This is a genomic window from Paraburkholderia sp. AV2, from assembly GCF_054968425.1.
In genome coordinates, this window is record NZ_JBANLK010000041.1 from 24,811 (window position 1) to 40,440 (window position 15,630).

A 15,630-nucleotide genomic window follows, 5' to 3' on the forward strand; every position below is an offset into this window, starting at 1 on the left:
CTCACTGCCCGGGTGCCTCGCCGCTTCGTTGCCGTGCTGCCTGGGCGCGCGCGATGGGATAATGCGCGCTCGCCCGCCAGAGAGTTTTTTTCGAACGATGACCGCACCGATTCCCGCCGTGCCGCGCGGCACGCTGATGATCCAGGGCACGACCTCCGACGCCGGCAAGAGCACGCTCGTCGCGGGGCTGTGCCGGCTCGCGCGGCGCGCGGGCGCGCGCGTGGCGCCGTTCAAGCCGCAGAACATGGCGCTCAACAGCGCGGTGACCGTCGACGGCGGGGAAATCGGGCGCGCGCAGGCGCTGCAGGCGCTCGCCGCGGGCATCGACGCCCACACGGATCTCAACCCCGTGCTGCTCAAGCCGAACAGCGACCTCGGCTCGCAGGTCATCATCCACGGCAAGGCGCGCATGAACCTCAACGCGCGCGCTTACCAGGACTACAAGCCGCTCGCGCGCGAGGCCGTGCTCGAATCGTATGCACGGCTGCGCGAGCGCTACGACACGGTGTTCGTGGAAGGGGCGGGCAGTCCCGCGGAGGTGAACCTGCGCGCCAACGACATCGCGAATATGGGCTTTGCCGAGGCCGTGGACTGTCCGGTGCTGCTCGTCGCGGACATCGACCGCGGCGGCGTGTTCGCGCATCTGATCGGCACGCTCGCGTGTCTTTCGGAGAGCGAACGAACGCGCGTGAAGGGTTTCGTCATCAACCGCTTTCGCGGCGATCCCGCGTTGCTCGCGCCGGGCCTCGAATGGCTCGAAGCGCAGACGGGCAAGCCCGTGCTGGGCGTCGTGCCGTATCTGCACGGCCTCACGCTCGACGCGGAGGACATGCTGCCGACCGCCCCGCATAGCCACGCCGACGCCCCGGGCGCGACGCTGCGCGTGGTGGTCCCGGCGCTGCCGCACATCAGCAATCACACCGACTTCGATGCGCTGCGCGCGCATCCCCAGGTCGAATTCAGCTACGTGCGTACGGGCAGCGCGCCGCCGCCGGCCGATCTCGTGATCCTGCCGGGCTCGAAGAACGTCCGCGACGACCTGGCCTGGCTGCGCGAGCAGGGCTGGGAAGCGGCGCTCGCGAGGCATCTGCGTTACGGCGGGCGCGTGATCGGCATCTGCGGCGGCATGCAGATGCTGGGCCGCGCGATTGCCGATCCGCACGGCGTGGAGGGCGAGCCCGGCGCGGTGGCGGGCTTCGGCTGGCTCGACTACGAAACGGAACTCACACGCGAGAAGACGCTGAAGAACGTGACGGGCGCGCTCGTGCTGGACGGTGCGGCGGCTGCCGTGAAGGGCTACGAGATCCACATGGGCGAGACGCGCGGCCCGGCGCTCGATCTGCCCACGCTGCGGCTCGATGCCGACGGGCGCACGCGGCCCGACGGCGCGCAGTCGGCGGACGGCCAGATTCTCGCCACTTACGTGCACGGCCTCTTCGACGCGCCCGAAGCCTGCGCCGCGCTGCTGCGCTGGGCCGGGCTGGCGACGGCGCGCACGGTGGACTATCCGGCGCTGCGCGAGGCGTCGCTGGAGCGTCTTGCCGATACGCTGGCCGGCAGTCTCGATCTGGAACGCGTGTTCGCGGCGATCGGCTAAGTCAGTACGGCGTCAGTACAGCACCATCTGCGTGCAGCGGAAGAGGGCGATGGTCTTGCCGTCCGGGCCGCTCACCGTCGCGTCCCAGACCTGGGTGCTGCGGCCCAGATGGACTCCCGTCGCCACGGCCGTGAGCGTGCCTTCGCGCGCGGTGCCGAGGAAGTTGCTCTTGAGCTCGATGGTCGTGAAGTTCTTCGCCGTGGGCGGCAGGTGGGCGAAGCAGGCATAACCGCAGGCCGTGTCCGCGAGGCCGATCACCGTGGCGGCATGCAGGAAGCCATTGGGCGCGAGCAGATTGCTGCGCACGTCGAGTTCGGCGCGCAGCAGGCCCTGCCCGATGGCCACGGCGCGAAAGCCGAGCAGTTCGGGCAGGCGGCCGCGCTGGCGTTCATGCAGGGCTTCGGGGGTGATGTCGGGACGCAGCGTGCTCATGGGAAACGTTTCCTCTCACAGGAGATCAATAACGAGGGACTATGATCGCGGCCGTACGCCCGGGACTTCGGCGCCGGCGGATTTGCCGATATTATCGGACGGTTGCGCGAACCAAAGACGCATAGGAACACATCGGCAATCCGGCTGGCCCGCGTGCCAGCCATCCTGACGGGAGTATTCATGACGGTAATCGTGGTGGCGAATCCCAAGGGCGGCGTCGGCAAGAGCACGCTGTCCACCAATCTGGCCGGCTATTTTGCCGCGCAGGGCGAGTGGGTGGCGCTCGCCGACCTCGACCGGCAGCAGTCCGCCCATGCCTGGCTCGACCTGCGGCCCGCGACGCTGCCGCCCATCGAGAGCTGGAACGTCGATCTGGACGATCCGCAGAAGCCGCCGAAGGGCCTGGAGCGCGCGATCATCGACACCCCGGCCGGCCTGCACGGCAACCGGCTCGCGGCGATCGTGGCGCTGGCGGACAAGGTGATCGTGCCGTTGCAGCCCTCGATGTTCGACATCCTCGCCACCCAGGACTTCCTCGACCGCCTCGCGAAGGAAAAGTCCGTGCGCAAGGGCTCGATCGAGGTGGGCGTGGTGGGCATGCGCGTGGACGCGCGCACGCGCTCGGCGGATCAGCTACAGCGTTTCGTGGAGGGGTTGAAGCTGCCGGTCCTCGGCTATCTGCGCGACACGCAGAACTACGTGCAGCTTGCCGCGCACGGCCTCACGCTGTGGGATGTCGCGAAAAGCCGGGTGGAAAAGGATCTGGAGCAGTGGCAGTCGATTCTTGCCTGGGTGAACAAGAAAAACGGGCAGAAAGTGAGCGATCACTAACTTTGGAGCGGGGATTGCCCTGCGGCACGGCTGCGTGCCGCAGGTGAAGGGGACCTCAGGTCCAGTTCTGCGTCGGCACGTGGTCGCGGCTGCCCTTGATGCGGTTGTTCTCGTCCACGAACACGAGGTCCGGCTTCCAGCCCGCCTTCAGTTCTTCCTCTTCCACGTTCGCGAAGGCTGCGATGATCACGAGGTCGCCCAACTGCGCGCGCCGCGCCGCCGAGCCGTTCAGCGAAATCATGCCGCTGCCGCGCTCGCCCTTGATCGCATAGGTCGAAAAGCGCTCGCCGTTGTTGATGTTCCAGATATCGATACGTTCGTTTTCGACGATGTTCGCGGCTTCGAGCAGATTTTCGTCGATGGCGCACGATCCTTCGTAGTGCAGCTCGCAGTGCGTGACGGCGGCGCGGTGGATCTTCGACTTGAGCATATGGCGTTGCATGGTGCGTCTCCTCATGCGAGCGGGCGCGGCCCGTCGCAGGTCAGGCTGGGGCGGCCGGCTGCGCGGCCGCCGCGTGGAACGTGGGCGGAGCCCGGGATCAGATTTCGAGGTTGTCGATCAGGCGCGTGGCGCCGAGCTTCGCGGCGGCGAGCACGACGAGCGGCGCCGCATTAACGTCCTGCGCGTCCTGCGCCGTGGGCGGCAGCAGGTCGATGCGCTTGCGGATCGCGATGTAATCGGGCTTCCAGCCACGCGCGGCGAGCGTCGCCATGGCGTCGAGTTCGAGCTGCTGGAAGTCGCGGCGCCCCGACAGCACCGATTCGCGGATCGCGCGCAGAACGCTCGCGAGCTGTGGCGCCTCGGCGCGCTCGGTCGGCGTGAGGTAGCGGTTGCGCGAGCTGAGCGCGAGGCCGTCGGTGTCGCGGATGGTTTCGGCGGCGATGATCTCGGTCGGCAGCGCGAACTGGCGGCACATCGCGCGCACGATCATCAACTGCTGGTAGTCCTTCTTGCCGAACACGGCCACGCGCGGCTGCACGCACGACATCAGCTTCATCACGACCGTGCAGACGCCTTCGAAGAAGCCCGGGCGGAACTCGCCTTCGAGGATGTCCCCGAGGTTGTGCGGCGGGTGGACGCGGTACTCCTGCGGCTGCGGGTACATGTCCACCTCGGTCGGCGCGAACAGCACATACACGTTCTCTTTCTGCAGCTTCTCGATGTCGTCCTGGAGCGTGCGCGGGTATTTGTCGAAGTCCTCGTTCGGACCGAACTGCAGGCGGTTGACGAAGATGCTCGCCACGACCGGATCGCCGTGCTGGCGCGCAAGCCGCATCAGCGACAGATGGCCTTCGTGAAGATTGCCCATGGTCGGCACGAAGGCGGTGCGGTTTTGGCCGCGCAACTGGTCGCGCAGTTCCTGAATCGAGCTGATGACTTTCATGGTCGGATGCGTTGTGCCTCGCACGGGGCAAGACGGGGTTGCAGCCACCGGCAGCCGGTGGCGGCGGGCCGGTTACGGAGAGCCGTCGATGCGGCAGCGTGTGCCCGGCCGAAAGGGGGCAGGGCAGGCGCGGGCGATTGTAGAGGATTTGTGCCCGCAGCGCAGCCGCCCTGGAAGGGGGGGCTTTCCCGCAGAACGCCGCGAGTTGACGGCCAGTAAATTGGGGTCGGGTAAAAGAAAAGCCGGGCTCAGGCCGGCAGGTAGGCGAGGCGCACGTAGATCGGCGCGAACGGTTCGGCCTGGGTGATCTCGATCAGCGACTCGCGCGCGAGTTCGAGCATGGCGATGAAGTTCACGACCACGACCGGCACGCCGCGCGCGACGTCGAACAGCTCCGAGAATTCCATGAAGCGCGCGTTCTGCAGCTTGCGCAGGATCACGCTCATGTGCTCGCGCACGGACAGTTCCTCGCGCGAGATCTTGTGGTGCTGCACGAGCTTCGCGCGCTTGATGACGTCGGCCCACGCGGCGCGCAGGTCGTTGCTGTCCACGTCGGGAAAGCGCGGCGTGATGCTCTGCTCGATGTAGACCTCGGCGCGCATGAAGTCGCGCCCGAGCTGCGGCAGCCGGTCGATGCGCTGGGCGGCGAGCTTCATCTGCTCGTACTCCAGCAGCCGGCGCACGAGTTCGGCGCGCGGGTCCTCGGCTTCCTCGCCGGTATCGGCCTTCTTGACCGGCAGCAGCATGCGCGACTTGATCTCGATGAGCATGGCGGCCATCAGCAGATACTCGGACGCCAGTTCCAGATTGGTCTTGCGCAACTGCTCGACGTAGCCGAGATACTGCGTCGTGACCTCGGCCATCGGGATGTCCAGAACGTTGAAGTTCTGCTTGCGGATCAGGTAGAGCAGCAGGTCCAGCGGTCCTTCGAAGGTTTCGAGGAAAACTTCGAGGGCATCCGGCGGGATGTACAGGTCCTGCGGCAGCTTGAAGAGCGGCTCGCCGTACAGGCGCGCGAATGCGACGCCGTCGACCGTGTCGGGCGTCGAGTCGGTTGCGGGGGCGGTCAGCGCGTCGCTAGCCGCGCCGGTGGGTCCGCTGGTGGGCGCGGCGCCGGCGCCGTGGTGCGGCTCGGGTGCGCCGGCCCCGTCGGCCTCGGCCATCAGAAGTTCTGGTAGTAGACGTACGACGTCTGCTTGACGCGCGAGGCCTGCTGGCGCTCGCGTTCGTCGAGATCGACCGGTTGTTTGTCCCACAGGAGCGCACGGCCCTTGCGCTGCTGGTCCTCGAGCTGCGGCTTCTGCTGCTTGAGCTGGGTCAGGAACTGCGTGATGTCCGACTGATACATGGTCGACGTCCGTCAAAAAAGGCGGGCCGCATCGGTGCGGGGCCGCCGTTGTTCGTGTCGGCCGCAATTTTACCGCAAGCGCACGGCGCGGAACATCCGGGCGGGCCGTGCGTCGGCGGCATGGAGGTGCCAGAACAAACTCACCGCGCCGCGCGCTGGGGTAATCCCGTGCCGATGTGTTCAAATAACGCGTTTGCGCCCCGCGTGATGCCGCAATCGGGCTGGCGGCCCGGCCTGACCAGGCGTGGTCAGGTATAAGCGCAGGCGCAAGCAGAGGCGCAGCAACTCAAGCGTGGCTACGAGGCGTGGCAGTCTGTTCTACAAAAGGCCGGAGGTCTCGTTTGGCGGGATGGATGATCGAAGCGTGGCGCGCATGGCGGCGTCTCCCGGTGGAGGCGCGGCGCACGCACGCCGCCGCCGGACGTTTCCCGGTGCGCTGCCTCGTCTGTCCGTCCTTGCGCTCCCATGCGTGGCTCGTTGCCGGCCTGATCGCCGCCGTTCTGTTCCCGGCCGAATCCGCGCAAGCCGCGCTGACCGACCTGCTGCCCTGGTCGCACAAACCCACCGTCTACGACGTCAAGATCGACGCGTCGCCGCGCGAGCTGCGCAAGCTGCTCGAAGCGCATCTCGACATCGCGCGATTTTCGACCCGCAAGGACGTGAGCGACGACCAGTTCGGCTTTCTCGTTACCGCGACGCCCCAGCAGGTGCGCGATCTCGCCTCTACCGACGGCTACTTTTCGCCCGTCGTCCGCACGGACGTGCGCACCGTGAACGGCAAGCGGACGGTGCTCGTGAGCGTGGATCCGGGGCCGCGCACGACGATCTCGTCGGTCGAGCTGACATTCCGAGGCCCGGTGCTGACCGAGGACAAGCGCCAGGAAAACGCCGCGCGCTTCGCGTTCTCGCTGCACGACGGCGACCCGTTCACGCAGTCGGGCTGGAACGACGCGAAGAACGCCGCGCTCAAGGCCCTGCAGTCGAAGCGCTACATCGGCGCGAAGATCGTGCATTCCGAGGCGCGTATCGATCCGCTCACGCACGACGCGAAGCTCGCCGTCCTGTTCGACAGCGGGCCCACCTTCACGATGGGGCAGCTCGACGTCTCGGGGCCGAGCCGCTATCCGGCGTACATCATCGGCAACGTCAATCCGATCGCGCCTGGAGAGATCTACGACGTGAACCGCATCACGGAACTGCAGCGGCAACTGCAGAACACGCCCTACTACGCGAGCGTTGCGATCGACGTGGACGACAACACCCAGAAGCCGCTCGATACGCCCGTGCACGTGAAGGTGAGCGAGTATCCGTACAACAGCTTTCGCGGCGGGGTGGGCTACTCGACCGACACCGGCGCGCACGTGCAGGGTTCGTACACCTACCTCGACACCTTCGGCGCGGCGTGGCCCCTTCAGCTCCAGGGGCGGATCGACCAGATCCAGCAGTACGGCCAGATCCAGCTTTCGATGCCGCCCGGCTACCGGGCGTGGACCAATAGCGCGCTCGCGTCCTACACGACGACCGACGTGTCCGATACGCGCATCTACAGCCTGCGCGCCGGCCTGCAGCGCACGCGCACCTCGCAGAACATCGACTTCGCCTATTCGCTGTTCTACGTCCAGGACCGGCTCGACCAGAACGCGGCCGCCCCCACCATCGCCCGGGCGCTCATGCCGCAGTGGTCGTGGACGCGTCGCGACGTCGACGACCCGTTGTTTCCGCGCTCGGGCAACGTGATTCGCGTCGAGGCTGGCTTTGCGGTAAAGGACGTGCTTTCCGACGCCACTTTCGGGCGCGCCTACATGCGCGGCCAGCAATACCTGCCCATCGGCCGCACCGATCTCGTGCTGTTCCGCGCCGAGCTGGGCGGGGTGTTCACGGGCGCGAGCTCGACCGACGTGCCGGCCTCGCTGCTGTTCCGCGCGGGCGGCTCGAATTCGGTGCGTGGCTATGCCTTCGACAGCCTCGGCAACAACGTCGACGGCTCGATCCTGCCGACCAAGTACCTCGTGACGGCGTCGTCGGAGTACCAGCACTGGTTCACCCGCGACTGGGGCGCCGCGGCGTTCTTCGACATCGGCACCGCCACGGACACCTGGGGCGAGAAGGTCTTCTTTCCGGGTGCCGGCGTGGGCGCGCGCTGGCGCAGCCCGGTGGGCCCGGTCAACCTCGACGTTGCCTACGGGTTCCGCACCCGCAGCGTGCGGCCTTACCTGACGCTCGGGATCGCTTTCTGATGATGACGCCCGCCACGCTCCGCTCCGTTTTGCCGCCGCTGCCGGGCGCGGGGAAGGCTGCCACATGAGCGCGCGCCTGCTCGCACGCTGGCTGGCGCCAACGGCTGCGGCGCACCACGCGCTCGCCGTGGGCGGCGGGGTGCCGCCTGAAGGGCCACCCGAAGGACCGCCGCCAGGCGGCCCCAGGGAACCGGGCGATCCCTCCGGCGCAAGCGGCGCGGCCGGCGGCGGCGCCGAGCCGCCCGCGCCGCCGCCGCGACGTAAACGCCACCTGTGGAGGGCCTTGGCGTGGGCGATCGTGGTGCCGGTGCTGATCGTTTCGCTGGCGGCGGGATTGCTCTACGGCGCGGCGACGACCGAGCGCGGCACGGCTTATGTCTGGCGCGCGGCCGTGAAGCTGCTGGGCGGCCAGCTAGGGGGAACGCTCGAAGGCGGCACGATCGCGACGGGCTTGCGCCTGCGCGACGTGAGCTGGCACGGCGCCGACGGCACGACGCTCTCCGTCGACCGGGCCGGCGGCCAGTGGACCCTTTCCGGCAAGCCATGGCACTTCGTCCTGAGCTATCTGCACATCGGCGACGTGGATCTGCGCATCGTGCCTTCCACGGAGCCTGCTTCGCCGATGACGCTGCCGAAGGACCTGCGGTTGCCGCTCGCGCTGGAGATCGACGACCTGCGCGTGGCGAAGCTCACCCTGCACGAAGGCGCGACGACCACGGAGTTTTCGCATTTCGTGTTCCATGCGCGCAGCGACGGGCGTCATCACGAGGCCGCCGTCGAGCAGCTCGACACGCCCTACGGCGCGGTGAGCGCCGAGGCCAGGCTCGACGGCGTACGGCCGTTCGCGCTCTCGGGCGACTTCGGCTATTCGGGCAAGGTGAACGACGAGGCGGTGCAGGTGAGCGGCCGCGTGGGCGGCTCGCTCGAGTTGCTCGCCGCCGACCTCGATGCGAGCGGCATGAAGCTCGCCGGGCGCGCGCACGTCGAGGCGATGCCGTTCGCCCCCGTGCCGCTCAAGCGCGCGACGCTCGCGTTCGACCATGTGAACCCGCAGGCATTCGCACCCGGCGCGCCGTTCGCCGATCTCGCGCTGCGCGCCGACCTGCAGCCGGTCGCGGGCGCCGTCGCTGCCGGGGTGATTGCCCCGGTCGCTTCGGGTGCTTCCGAGGCCCATCCGCAAGCGAAGTCCGGCGCCGCGGGTTTCACCGTCGCGGGCAGCGTATCGATCGTCAACGCGAAGCCGGGTTCGATCGACGCGCATCTGCTGCCGCTCGTGGATGCCCATACCGACGTCGTCCTCGACGCCCGCACGCAGCGCCTCTCGAACCTCGCCGTGCGGCTCGTGAAAGACGCGACGGTGACGGGCGGCGGCACGCTCAGCGGGCGCAACGGGCATTTCGACCTCAAGGTGGCCGCCCTCGACCTGAATGCGATCGAAGCGAGCGTGCGGCCGACGCGGCTCGTCGGCCCGATCACGGTGCGCCTCGCCGACGACGTGCAAAGCGTCACGCTCGACCTCGCCGACCCGAAAGCCGCGTTGCGTGCCCAAGGCAAGGTGACGTTCGACCCGGCGCACCTGTCGTTGAGCGACGTGCGCGTGAGTTCGGGCGCGGGGCATCTCGACCTCTCGGGCGAAATCAAGCACGACGCGCATTCGAGCTATGCGCTCAAGGCCGCGCTCTCCAACTTCGATCCGCTCTCGCTCACCTCGCAGGCCCCGTCCTCCCATGCCCCGGCGAAGGCCGAGGCGGGTGCGCCGCGCGGCAAGAGCAAGGCGCCGCCCGCGCGCCGCATCGAGGCGCGCGTGAACGGCACGCTCAACGCGAGCGGCGCGCTCGCGCCCGCGTTCACGACGAAGGCCGAGTTCAAGCTGGGCCAAAGCGTCTACGACGACCTGCCGCTCACGGGCGAGGGCGTCGTCCAACTGGCGGGCTCGCGCATCCTGCCGAGCCGCGCGACGCTTTCGGTGGCGGGCAACGATGTGGCGCTGCAGGGCAGCTTCGGCGCGGCCGGCGACCGCCTGCGCTTCACGGTGGACGCGCCGCAGCTCGATCGCCTTGGCTTCGGCGTGGCGGGACAGGTCGCGGCAAGCGGCGACCTCACGGGCACCTTTGCGCATCCCAATGTCGCGCTCGACTACAAGGCCGACGGCGTCGCGTTCGGCGAGAACCGGGTCGGCCATGCGCAGGGCCATGCCGACGTGCGCGACGGCGCGAACGGCGCGCTCGCATTCAGCACCGACGCGAGCGATATCGCCGCCGCGGGTGTCGAAATCGCCACGCTTTCGGCCCATCTTGCCGGCACGCGCGCGCAGCACACGCTCACGGCGAGCGCGAAGGGCAAGCTGCAGGGCCAGCCGCTCGACGTGCAAATGGCGGCCAACGGCAAGCTCTCCGATACGCGCGACGGCACGCGCTGGGACGGCACCGTCACGCAGTTGCAGAACCGCGGCTTGCCCGACCTCAATCTCGAAAGGCCGCTCACGATCAGCGCGGGGGCGGGCAAGGTGACGCTCGGCTCGACGCGTCTTGCGATGGAAGGCGCGCTGCTCGACCTCAAGTCGTTCGATCTCGACCACGGCCGCATCCGCTCGGCGGGCTCGCTCACGGGTGTCTCGCTCGCGCGCGTGCTGCAGATCCAGCAGAAGATCACCGGCACGGCGTCCAACCTCAAGACCGACCTGATCTTCGACGGCGACTGGGACTTCTCGGTCGGCCCGACGGCGACAGGCTACGTTCAGATCAAGCGCCGTTCGGGCGACGTCACGGTGGAGATCGGGCGCGGCGTCGCCTCGCTCGGCGTCGGCGACCTCGATGCGCGTGCCGGGTTTTCCGGCGGCAGCCGGCTCGACCTGACGGCGCATGCCCAGGCAAGCCGCATCGGCGCGCTCGACGTCGATGCGCACGCCACGCTCGCGCCGCGCGACGGCGTTCTCACGCTCGACGACGAGTCCGTGCTGAGCGGCACGATCAAGGCGAACGTGCCGTCGCTGAAGACGACGGGCGGACTCTTCGGCCCGAACTACGTGCTCGACGGCCGCCTCGCCTTGCAGCTCGCGCTGGCGGGGACGGTCGCGCGGCCGAACGTGTCGGGCTCGCTGACCGGCGACGAGCTTTCCGCCACGCTCGTCGATCAGGGCATTCAGCTCAAGGACGGCGTGGTCCGCGTGATGCTGTCGCAAAACCTCGTGGACTTCCAGCAGGTGGAGTTCCACGGCGCGAGCGGCACGCTGCGCGCGACGGGCCGAGTGGGGCTCGACAATGCGGAGCCCGATCTCAAGGCCAGCATCGTCGCCGACAAGCTCGAACTATTCGCCTCGCCGGACCGGCAGCTTTCGCTGTCGGGCAGCGCGGACATCGCGAACGGCGGGCACCTGGGCGCGATGCAGATCAACGGCAAGTTCACGGTCGATCACGCACTCTTCGACATGCCCGAGTCGGCGGCGCCCGAACTTGGCGACGACGTCGTGATCGTGCGTCCGGACGGCACGACGCGCGGCGGCACGCCCCCGCCCGAGGAGCAGGCCCAGCAGGCGGCGAGCAAGCCGGCGCCGCGCTTCTCGCCGCGCGCGAACATCGAGATCGATCTGGGCCGCAACTTCCGTTTCAAGGGGCAGGGCGCGGACCTCGGGCTCGCCGGTGCGATCACGGTGGTGAGCGCGCCGGCCGTGCCGCTGCGCGCCGTGGGCAACGTGCGCGTGACGGAAGGGTCCAGCTACACGGCCTTCGGGACCAAGCTCAACATCGAGAACGGCTTCTTCACGTTCAACGGGCCGGTGGCGAATCCCGGCATCAACATTCTCGCGATGCGCCGCAACCAGGAGGTCGAGGCGGGCGTGCAGGTCACGGGCACGGTGGAGGCGCCGGTGGCGAAGCTCGTCTCCGAGCCCAACGTGCCCGACAACGAGAAGCTGTCCTGGCTGCTGTTCGGCCACGGCACCGACCAGGGCAACGACCTCGGCCAGCAGAATTCGATGACGACGGCGCTCGCGCTGCTGGGCAGCGCGAGCGGCAAGCGGATTGCGGAGTCGGTGGGGCTCGACGAATTCACGATCGGGCGCAGCGACGTGGGCCTTACCGACCCCGAAGTGGTAAAGATCGCCAAAGCCCTCAACACATGGCTCGTGATCGGCTACGAGCAGGGGCTGCAGTCGGCCTCGAACGCGATCAAGGCGACCGTCAACTTCTCGCGCTACTGGTCGGTGGCCGCGTATGGCGGGACCTTCTATGGCGCCGACGTGCTCTATACGCGGCGCTTCGACCGGGTCAAGTGGTAGGTCAAGTGTCAGGCCGGCGCGGCGCAAAGCAAAACGCCCCGGGCAAAGGTGCCTGGGGCGTTCGATCTGCTGTTGCGCGGAACCGCGAGACCTTTATCGCACGCGCATGCCGGGCTTCGCGCCGCTATGCGGTTCGAGGATGTAAAGCCCCGGCTCGGCCTTCTCGTCGGCGGACGAGGCCGCGAGCACCATGCCTTCCGAAAGCCCGAACTTCATCTTGCGCGGCGCGAGGTTCGCGACCATCACCGTGAGCTTGCCCTTGAGGTCTTCCGGCCGGTACGCCGAGCGGATACCCGAGAACACGTTGCGCGTCTTGCCTTCGCCCACGTCGAGCGTGAGCTGCAGCAGCTTGTCCGAGCCCTCCACGACGTTGCAGTCGACGATCAGCGCCACGCGCAGGTCGATCTTCGCGAAGTCGTCGATCGAGATGACGTCCGGCGTTTCGCTTTCCGTGGATGCCTTCTTCGCTTCCTTGGCCTTCTTGCCGGCATCGGCCGAAGCGGCAGGGGCTCCGGCGGCCTGCAGCGAATCGCGGTTGGCCGCGAGCAGCGCTTCGATCTGCTTCGGATCGACGCGCGTCATCAGGTGCTGGTACGCGTTGATCGGCTGAGCCGACGTGAGCGCCTTCGTCGCATCGGCCCACGTGAGCGGCGCGATCGAGAGGAAGCTTTCCACGTTTTCGGCGAGCGTCGGCAGCACGGGCTTGAGCGCGAGCGACAGCAGGCGGAACGCTTCGAGGCTCACGCTGCAGGTTTCATGCAGCGCCACGGCGTTGGCCGGGTCCTTGGCCTGCTCCCACGGCTTGGCCGTATCGACATAGCCGTTCACGGCGTCGGCCAGTTCCATCGTGTGGCGCAGCGCACGGCCGTATTCGCGCGCCTCGTAGTTCGCGGCGATCTGCGGGATCGCTTCGCGCAGCTGCACGAGGAGCGGATGCTGCATCGCGCTGTCCTGCACGCGGCCGTCGAAACGCTTGATGAGGAAACCCGCCGCGCGGCTGGCGATGTTGATGTACTTGCCGACGAGGTCGCTGTTCACGCGCGCCTGGAAGTCCTCGAGGTTCAGGTCGAGGTCTTCCATCGTGCTGTTGAGCTTCGCGGCGAAGTAGTAGCGCAGCCACTCGGGGTTCAGGCCCGTGGTGATATAGCTCTCCGCCGTGATGAAGGTGCCGCGCGACTTCGACATCTTCGCGCCGTCCACGGTCAGGAAGCCGTGCGCGAACACGTTGGTCGGCGTGCGATGGCCCGAGAACTGCAGCATGGCCGGCCAGAACAGCGTGTGGAAGTACAGGATGTCCTTGCCGATGAAGTGGTACTGCTCGGTCTTCGAACCGGGCGCCACCCACGCGCCGAAGTCGATGCCGCGCTTCTCGCAAAGGTTCTTGAAGCTCGCGTAATAGCCTACTGGCGCGTCGAGCCACACGTAGAAGTACTTGCCGGGCGCGCCTGGAATTTCGAAGCCGAAGTACGGCGCGTCGCGCGAGATGTCCCAGTCCGCGAGCTTTGACTCGCCCGCTTCGCCCAGCCATTCGCGCATCTTGTTCGTGGCTTCCGGCTGCGCGAGGCCGCTCACCCAGCCGCGCAGGAAGTCTTCGCAGCGCGGATCCGAGAGGCGGAAGAAGTAGTGCGTCGAGGTCTTGCGCACGGGCGTCGCGCCCGAGACGACCGAGTACGGATTCTTCAGGTCGGTCGGCGCATAGGTCGAGCCGCACACTTCGCAACTGTCGCCGTACTGGTCCTTCGCGCCGCACTTCGGGCATTCGCCCTTGATGAAACGGTCCGGCAGGAACATGTTCTTGACCGGGTCGTAGGCCTGCTCGATGTCGCGCGTTTCGATGAAGCCCGCTTCCTTGAGCGCGAGATAGACCGACTCGGAGAGCACACGGTTCTCTTCGGAGTCCGTCGAGTAGTAGTTGTCGAACGAGACGCCGAAGCTGTCGAAATCGCGCTTGTGCTCCTGCCAGACGCGCGCGATCAACTGCTGCGGCGTGAGGCCTTCCGCCTCGGCGCGCAGCATGACCGGCGTGCCGTGCGTGTCGTCGGCACCGACGTAATAGATCTCGTGGCCGTGCATTCGCAGCGTGCGAACCCAGATGTCCGTCTGGATGTACTCGACCAGATGGCCGATGTGGATTTGCCCGTTGGCATAGGGCAGGGCAGACGTGACGAGAATCTGGCGGCGGCCGCTGGGTGTGGCAGGCGCGCCGGCGGCACTGAGGTCGGTGGCGGGTGCTGACATATTGGGGAGGTTCCGGTGTTGCGGGAGGGGGAAACCGCGATTTTAGCAGGGCGGGCCGCGTACGCGGTCGGGGCGGGAAGCGGCACGCAGAGGCGGTGCAGCCTGCGGGCTGCAGACCGGGCAGCGATCACGCCCCCGGCTGCGCGCGGCGCGCTGGCCCGGCTTGTTTATGTTGCGACGCACAATCCGCAGACAAAAAAAACCGGGGCAGAATGGCCCCGGAGCAACAACGACAAGAGGAGAATGGTGACGCGGCGGCAACGCCAGTCGCGTACCGTAAAGAGAGACAGCGGGGTTCGGGCAGAGTTCGAAAAAATTTTCGAAACTTTAATGGGTGCCCTGAAAGGTGCGCCCGCGGCCGCCCCGCAAGCTTCGGCCTGCCCCGCCGGTCCCCCGTTTCCCCTTACTGGCCCTGATGTTGCGCCGTCGCGCGCAGGAAGATTTCCACGCGGCGGTTCGCGGCGCGGCCGGCTTCCGTGCTGTTGTCCGCGATCGGCTGGGTGTCGCCGCGGCCTTCCGCCGAGAGGCGCTGCATCTGGATGCCGCGCGACGCCAGGTAGTTGACCACGCTCTGCGCGCGGTTGACCGAGAGGGTCTGGTTATACGCGGGCTGGCCCGTGTTGTCCGTGTGACCCACCACCTGGGCCACCACTTCCGGATTCTGCTGCAGCGTCTGCGCGACCTGGTCGAGCACCGGCGCGAACGACGGCTTGATCGCGTAGCTGTTCGTGTCGAAGGTCACGTTGCTCGGAATGTTGAGCTTGAGCGAGCCGTCCGGCTGCTCGGTGATCTGCGTGCCCGTGCCCTTGGTCGCGCCCGAAAGCTTGTTGTGGATGTTGGTCCAGTTGTAGCCCACCACGCCGCCCACCAGCGCGCCCGCGCCGGCGCCGATCGCCGCACCCTTGCCGCCGCCGAAGATCGCGCCGATCGCCGCGCCCGTGCCCGCGCCCACACCGGTGCCGACGGCCGTGTTGGTGCCCTGCTGCGTGGCGCAGCCGGCGACGAGCGCGCCGGCAATGGCGAAGACGGACAGGCGGGTCATGATTCTTGTGTTCATTTTCTTTCCTCGTTGGAATGGAACAGGATGGCTGCCGCGGGCCGCTCGCAGCCCCCGACAGCGGTCAGGGTCTTCGGGCGGCCCATGGCGTCAGCTACTACAATGACGGCTTGAAGGCGGGTATCGCGAGCTTGGTCCGCTGAATGGGCGAGACCCACGAACGCTAACAATACCTGTTGCCGCGAAGCGTGCCTCGCCGCCGTGAAATTCGCAATCCAGCTTAACAATT

Annotated in this window: 11 protein-coding genes; 4 read left to right on the top strand and 7 right to left on the bottom strand. The window is 67.8% G+C overall.

The window, feature by feature from the left end; genetic code table 11:
* The first annotated feature begins 97 nt into the window (after positions 1–97).
* A complete protein-coding gene (locus tag V8683_RS23815; RefSeq protein WP_411190327.1) occupies positions 98–1,597 on the top strand; it encodes a cobyric acid synthase in 1,500 nt (499 codons plus the stop codon).
* 12 nt (positions 1,598–1,609) lie between these two features.
* Here V8683_RS23815 and V8683_RS23820 read toward each other — a convergent pair whose 3' ends face one another.
* Complete coding sequence (locus V8683_RS23820) at positions 1,610–2,029, bottom strand: PaaI family thioesterase (protein WP_411190326.1); 420 nt, start codon at positions 2,027–2,029, stop codon at positions 1,610–1,612.
* A 180-nt stretch (positions 2,030–2,209) separates the two neighbouring features.
* Between V8683_RS23820 and V8683_RS23825 the strand changes: the two genes are divergently transcribed.
* A complete protein-coding gene (locus V8683_RS23825; RefSeq protein WP_411190325.1) occupies positions 2,210–2,860 on the top strand; it encodes a ParA family protein in 651 nt (216 codons plus the stop codon).
* A 55-nt stretch (positions 2,861–2,915) separates the two neighbouring features.
* On the opposite strand, the gene panD is transcribed toward V8683_RS23825, so the two are convergent.
* The 4 genes from panD to V8683_RS23845 form a co-directional block, all read right to left on the bottom strand.
* Positions 2,916–3,302, bottom strand: coding sequence for an aspartate 1-decarboxylase (gene panD / locus V8683_RS23830; protein ID WP_411190324.1), 387 nt, complete (start codon positions 3,300–3,302; stop codon positions 2,916–2,918).
* Positions 3,303–3,399: 97 nt separating this feature from the next.
* Positions 3,400–4,245: a pantoate--beta-alanine ligase gene (panC, locus tag V8683_RS23835; RefSeq protein WP_411190323.1), complete on the bottom strand. Its 846-nt coding sequence runs from the start codon at positions 4,243–4,245 to the stop codon at positions 3,400–3,402.
* Between the two features lie 248 nt (positions 4,246–4,493).
* The gene (locus V8683_RS23840; protein ID WP_411190322.1) at positions 4,494–5,408 is read right to left on the bottom strand and encodes a segregation and condensation protein A; all 915 of its coding nucleotides are present in this window, start codon (positions 5,406–5,408) and stop codon (positions 4,494–4,496) included.
* Positions 5,408–5,593, bottom strand: a complete 186-nt coding sequence (locus tag V8683_RS23845; protein ID WP_027795624.1) for a DUF3460 family protein — start codon at positions 5,591–5,593, stop codon at positions 5,408–5,410. The genes V8683_RS23840 and V8683_RS23845 overlap by 1 nt, the downstream gene beginning before the upstream one ends.
* 353 nt (positions 5,594–5,946) lie before the next feature.
* Here V8683_RS23845 and V8683_RS23850 point away from each other — a divergent pair, with 353 nt between their 5' ends.
* Together V8683_RS23850 and V8683_RS23855 are read left to right on the top strand one after the other, a co-directional pair.
* Complete coding sequence (locus tag V8683_RS23850) at positions 5,947–7,830, top strand: autotransporter assembly complex protein TamA (RefSeq protein WP_411190321.1); 1,884 nt, start codon at positions 5,947–5,949, stop codon at positions 7,828–7,830.
* Positions 7,831–7,894: 64 nt separating this feature from the next.
* Entirely contained in the window at positions 7,895–12,106 is a 4,212-nt protein-coding gene (locus V8683_RS23855) for a translocation/assembly module TamB domain-containing protein (RefSeq protein WP_411190320.1), read from the top strand.
* 93 nt (positions 12,107–12,199) lie between these two features.
* Here the strand turns inward: V8683_RS23855 and metG are convergent, their stop codons facing one another.
* Together metG and V8683_RS23865 are read right to left on the bottom strand one after the other, a co-directional pair.
* Positions 12,200–14,344 carry a methionine--tRNA ligase gene (metG, locus tag V8683_RS23860; RefSeq protein WP_411190319.1) on the bottom strand — a complete coding sequence of 715 codons (2,145 nt, stop codon included), beginning with the start codon at positions 14,342–14,344 and terminating at the stop codon, positions 12,200–12,202.
* A gap of 403 nt (positions 14,345–14,747) precedes the next feature.
* Positions 14,748–15,401, bottom strand: coding sequence for an OmpA family protein (locus V8683_RS23865; protein WP_411190318.1), 654 nt, complete (start codon positions 15,399–15,401; stop codon positions 14,748–14,750).
* Positions 15,402–15,630: the final 229 nt, after the last annotated feature.

Excerpts from the sequence above, each read along its gene's own strand:
- V8683_RS23815 (WP_411190327.1), top strand. The coding sequence starts at position 98 with ATGACCGCACCGATTCCCGCCGTGCCGCGCGGCACGCTGATGATCCAG.
- V8683_RS23820 (WP_411190326.1), bottom strand. The coding sequence starts at position 2,029 with ATGAGCACGCTGCGTCCCGACATCACCCCCGAAGCCCTGCATGAACGC.
- V8683_RS23825 (WP_411190325.1), top strand. The coding sequence starts at position 2,210 with ATGACGGTAATCGTGGTGGCGAATCCCAAGGGCGGCGTCGGCAAGAGC.
- panD (WP_411190324.1), bottom strand. The coding sequence starts at position 3,302 with ATGCAACGCCATATGCTCAAGTCGAAGATCCACCGCGCCGCCGTCACG.
- panC (WP_411190323.1), bottom strand. The coding sequence starts at position 4,245 with ATGAAAGTCATCAGCTCGATTCAGGAACTGCGCGACCAGTTGCGCGGC.
- V8683_RS23840 (WP_411190322.1), bottom strand. The coding sequence starts at position 5,408 with ATGGCCGAGGCCGACGGGGCCGGCGCACCCGAGCCGCACCACGGCGCC.
- V8683_RS23845 (WP_027795624.1), bottom strand. The coding sequence starts at position 5,593 with ATGTATCAGTCGGACATCACGCAGTTCCTGACCCAGCTCAAGCAGCAG.
- V8683_RS23850 (WP_411190321.1), top strand. The coding sequence starts at position 5,947 with ATGATCGAAGCGTGGCGCGCATGGCGGCGTCTCCCGGTGGAGGCGCGG.
- V8683_RS23855 (WP_411190320.1), top strand. The coding sequence starts at position 7,895 with ATGAGCGCGCGCCTGCTCGCACGCTGGCTGGCGCCAACGGCTGCGGCG.
- metG (WP_411190319.1), bottom strand. The coding sequence starts at position 14,344 with ATGTCAGCACCCGCCACCGACCTCAGTGCCGCCGGCGCGCCTGCCACA.
- V8683_RS23865 (WP_411190318.1), bottom strand. The coding sequence starts at position 15,401 with ATGAACACAAGAATCATGACCCGCCTGTCCGTCTTCGCCATTGCCGGC.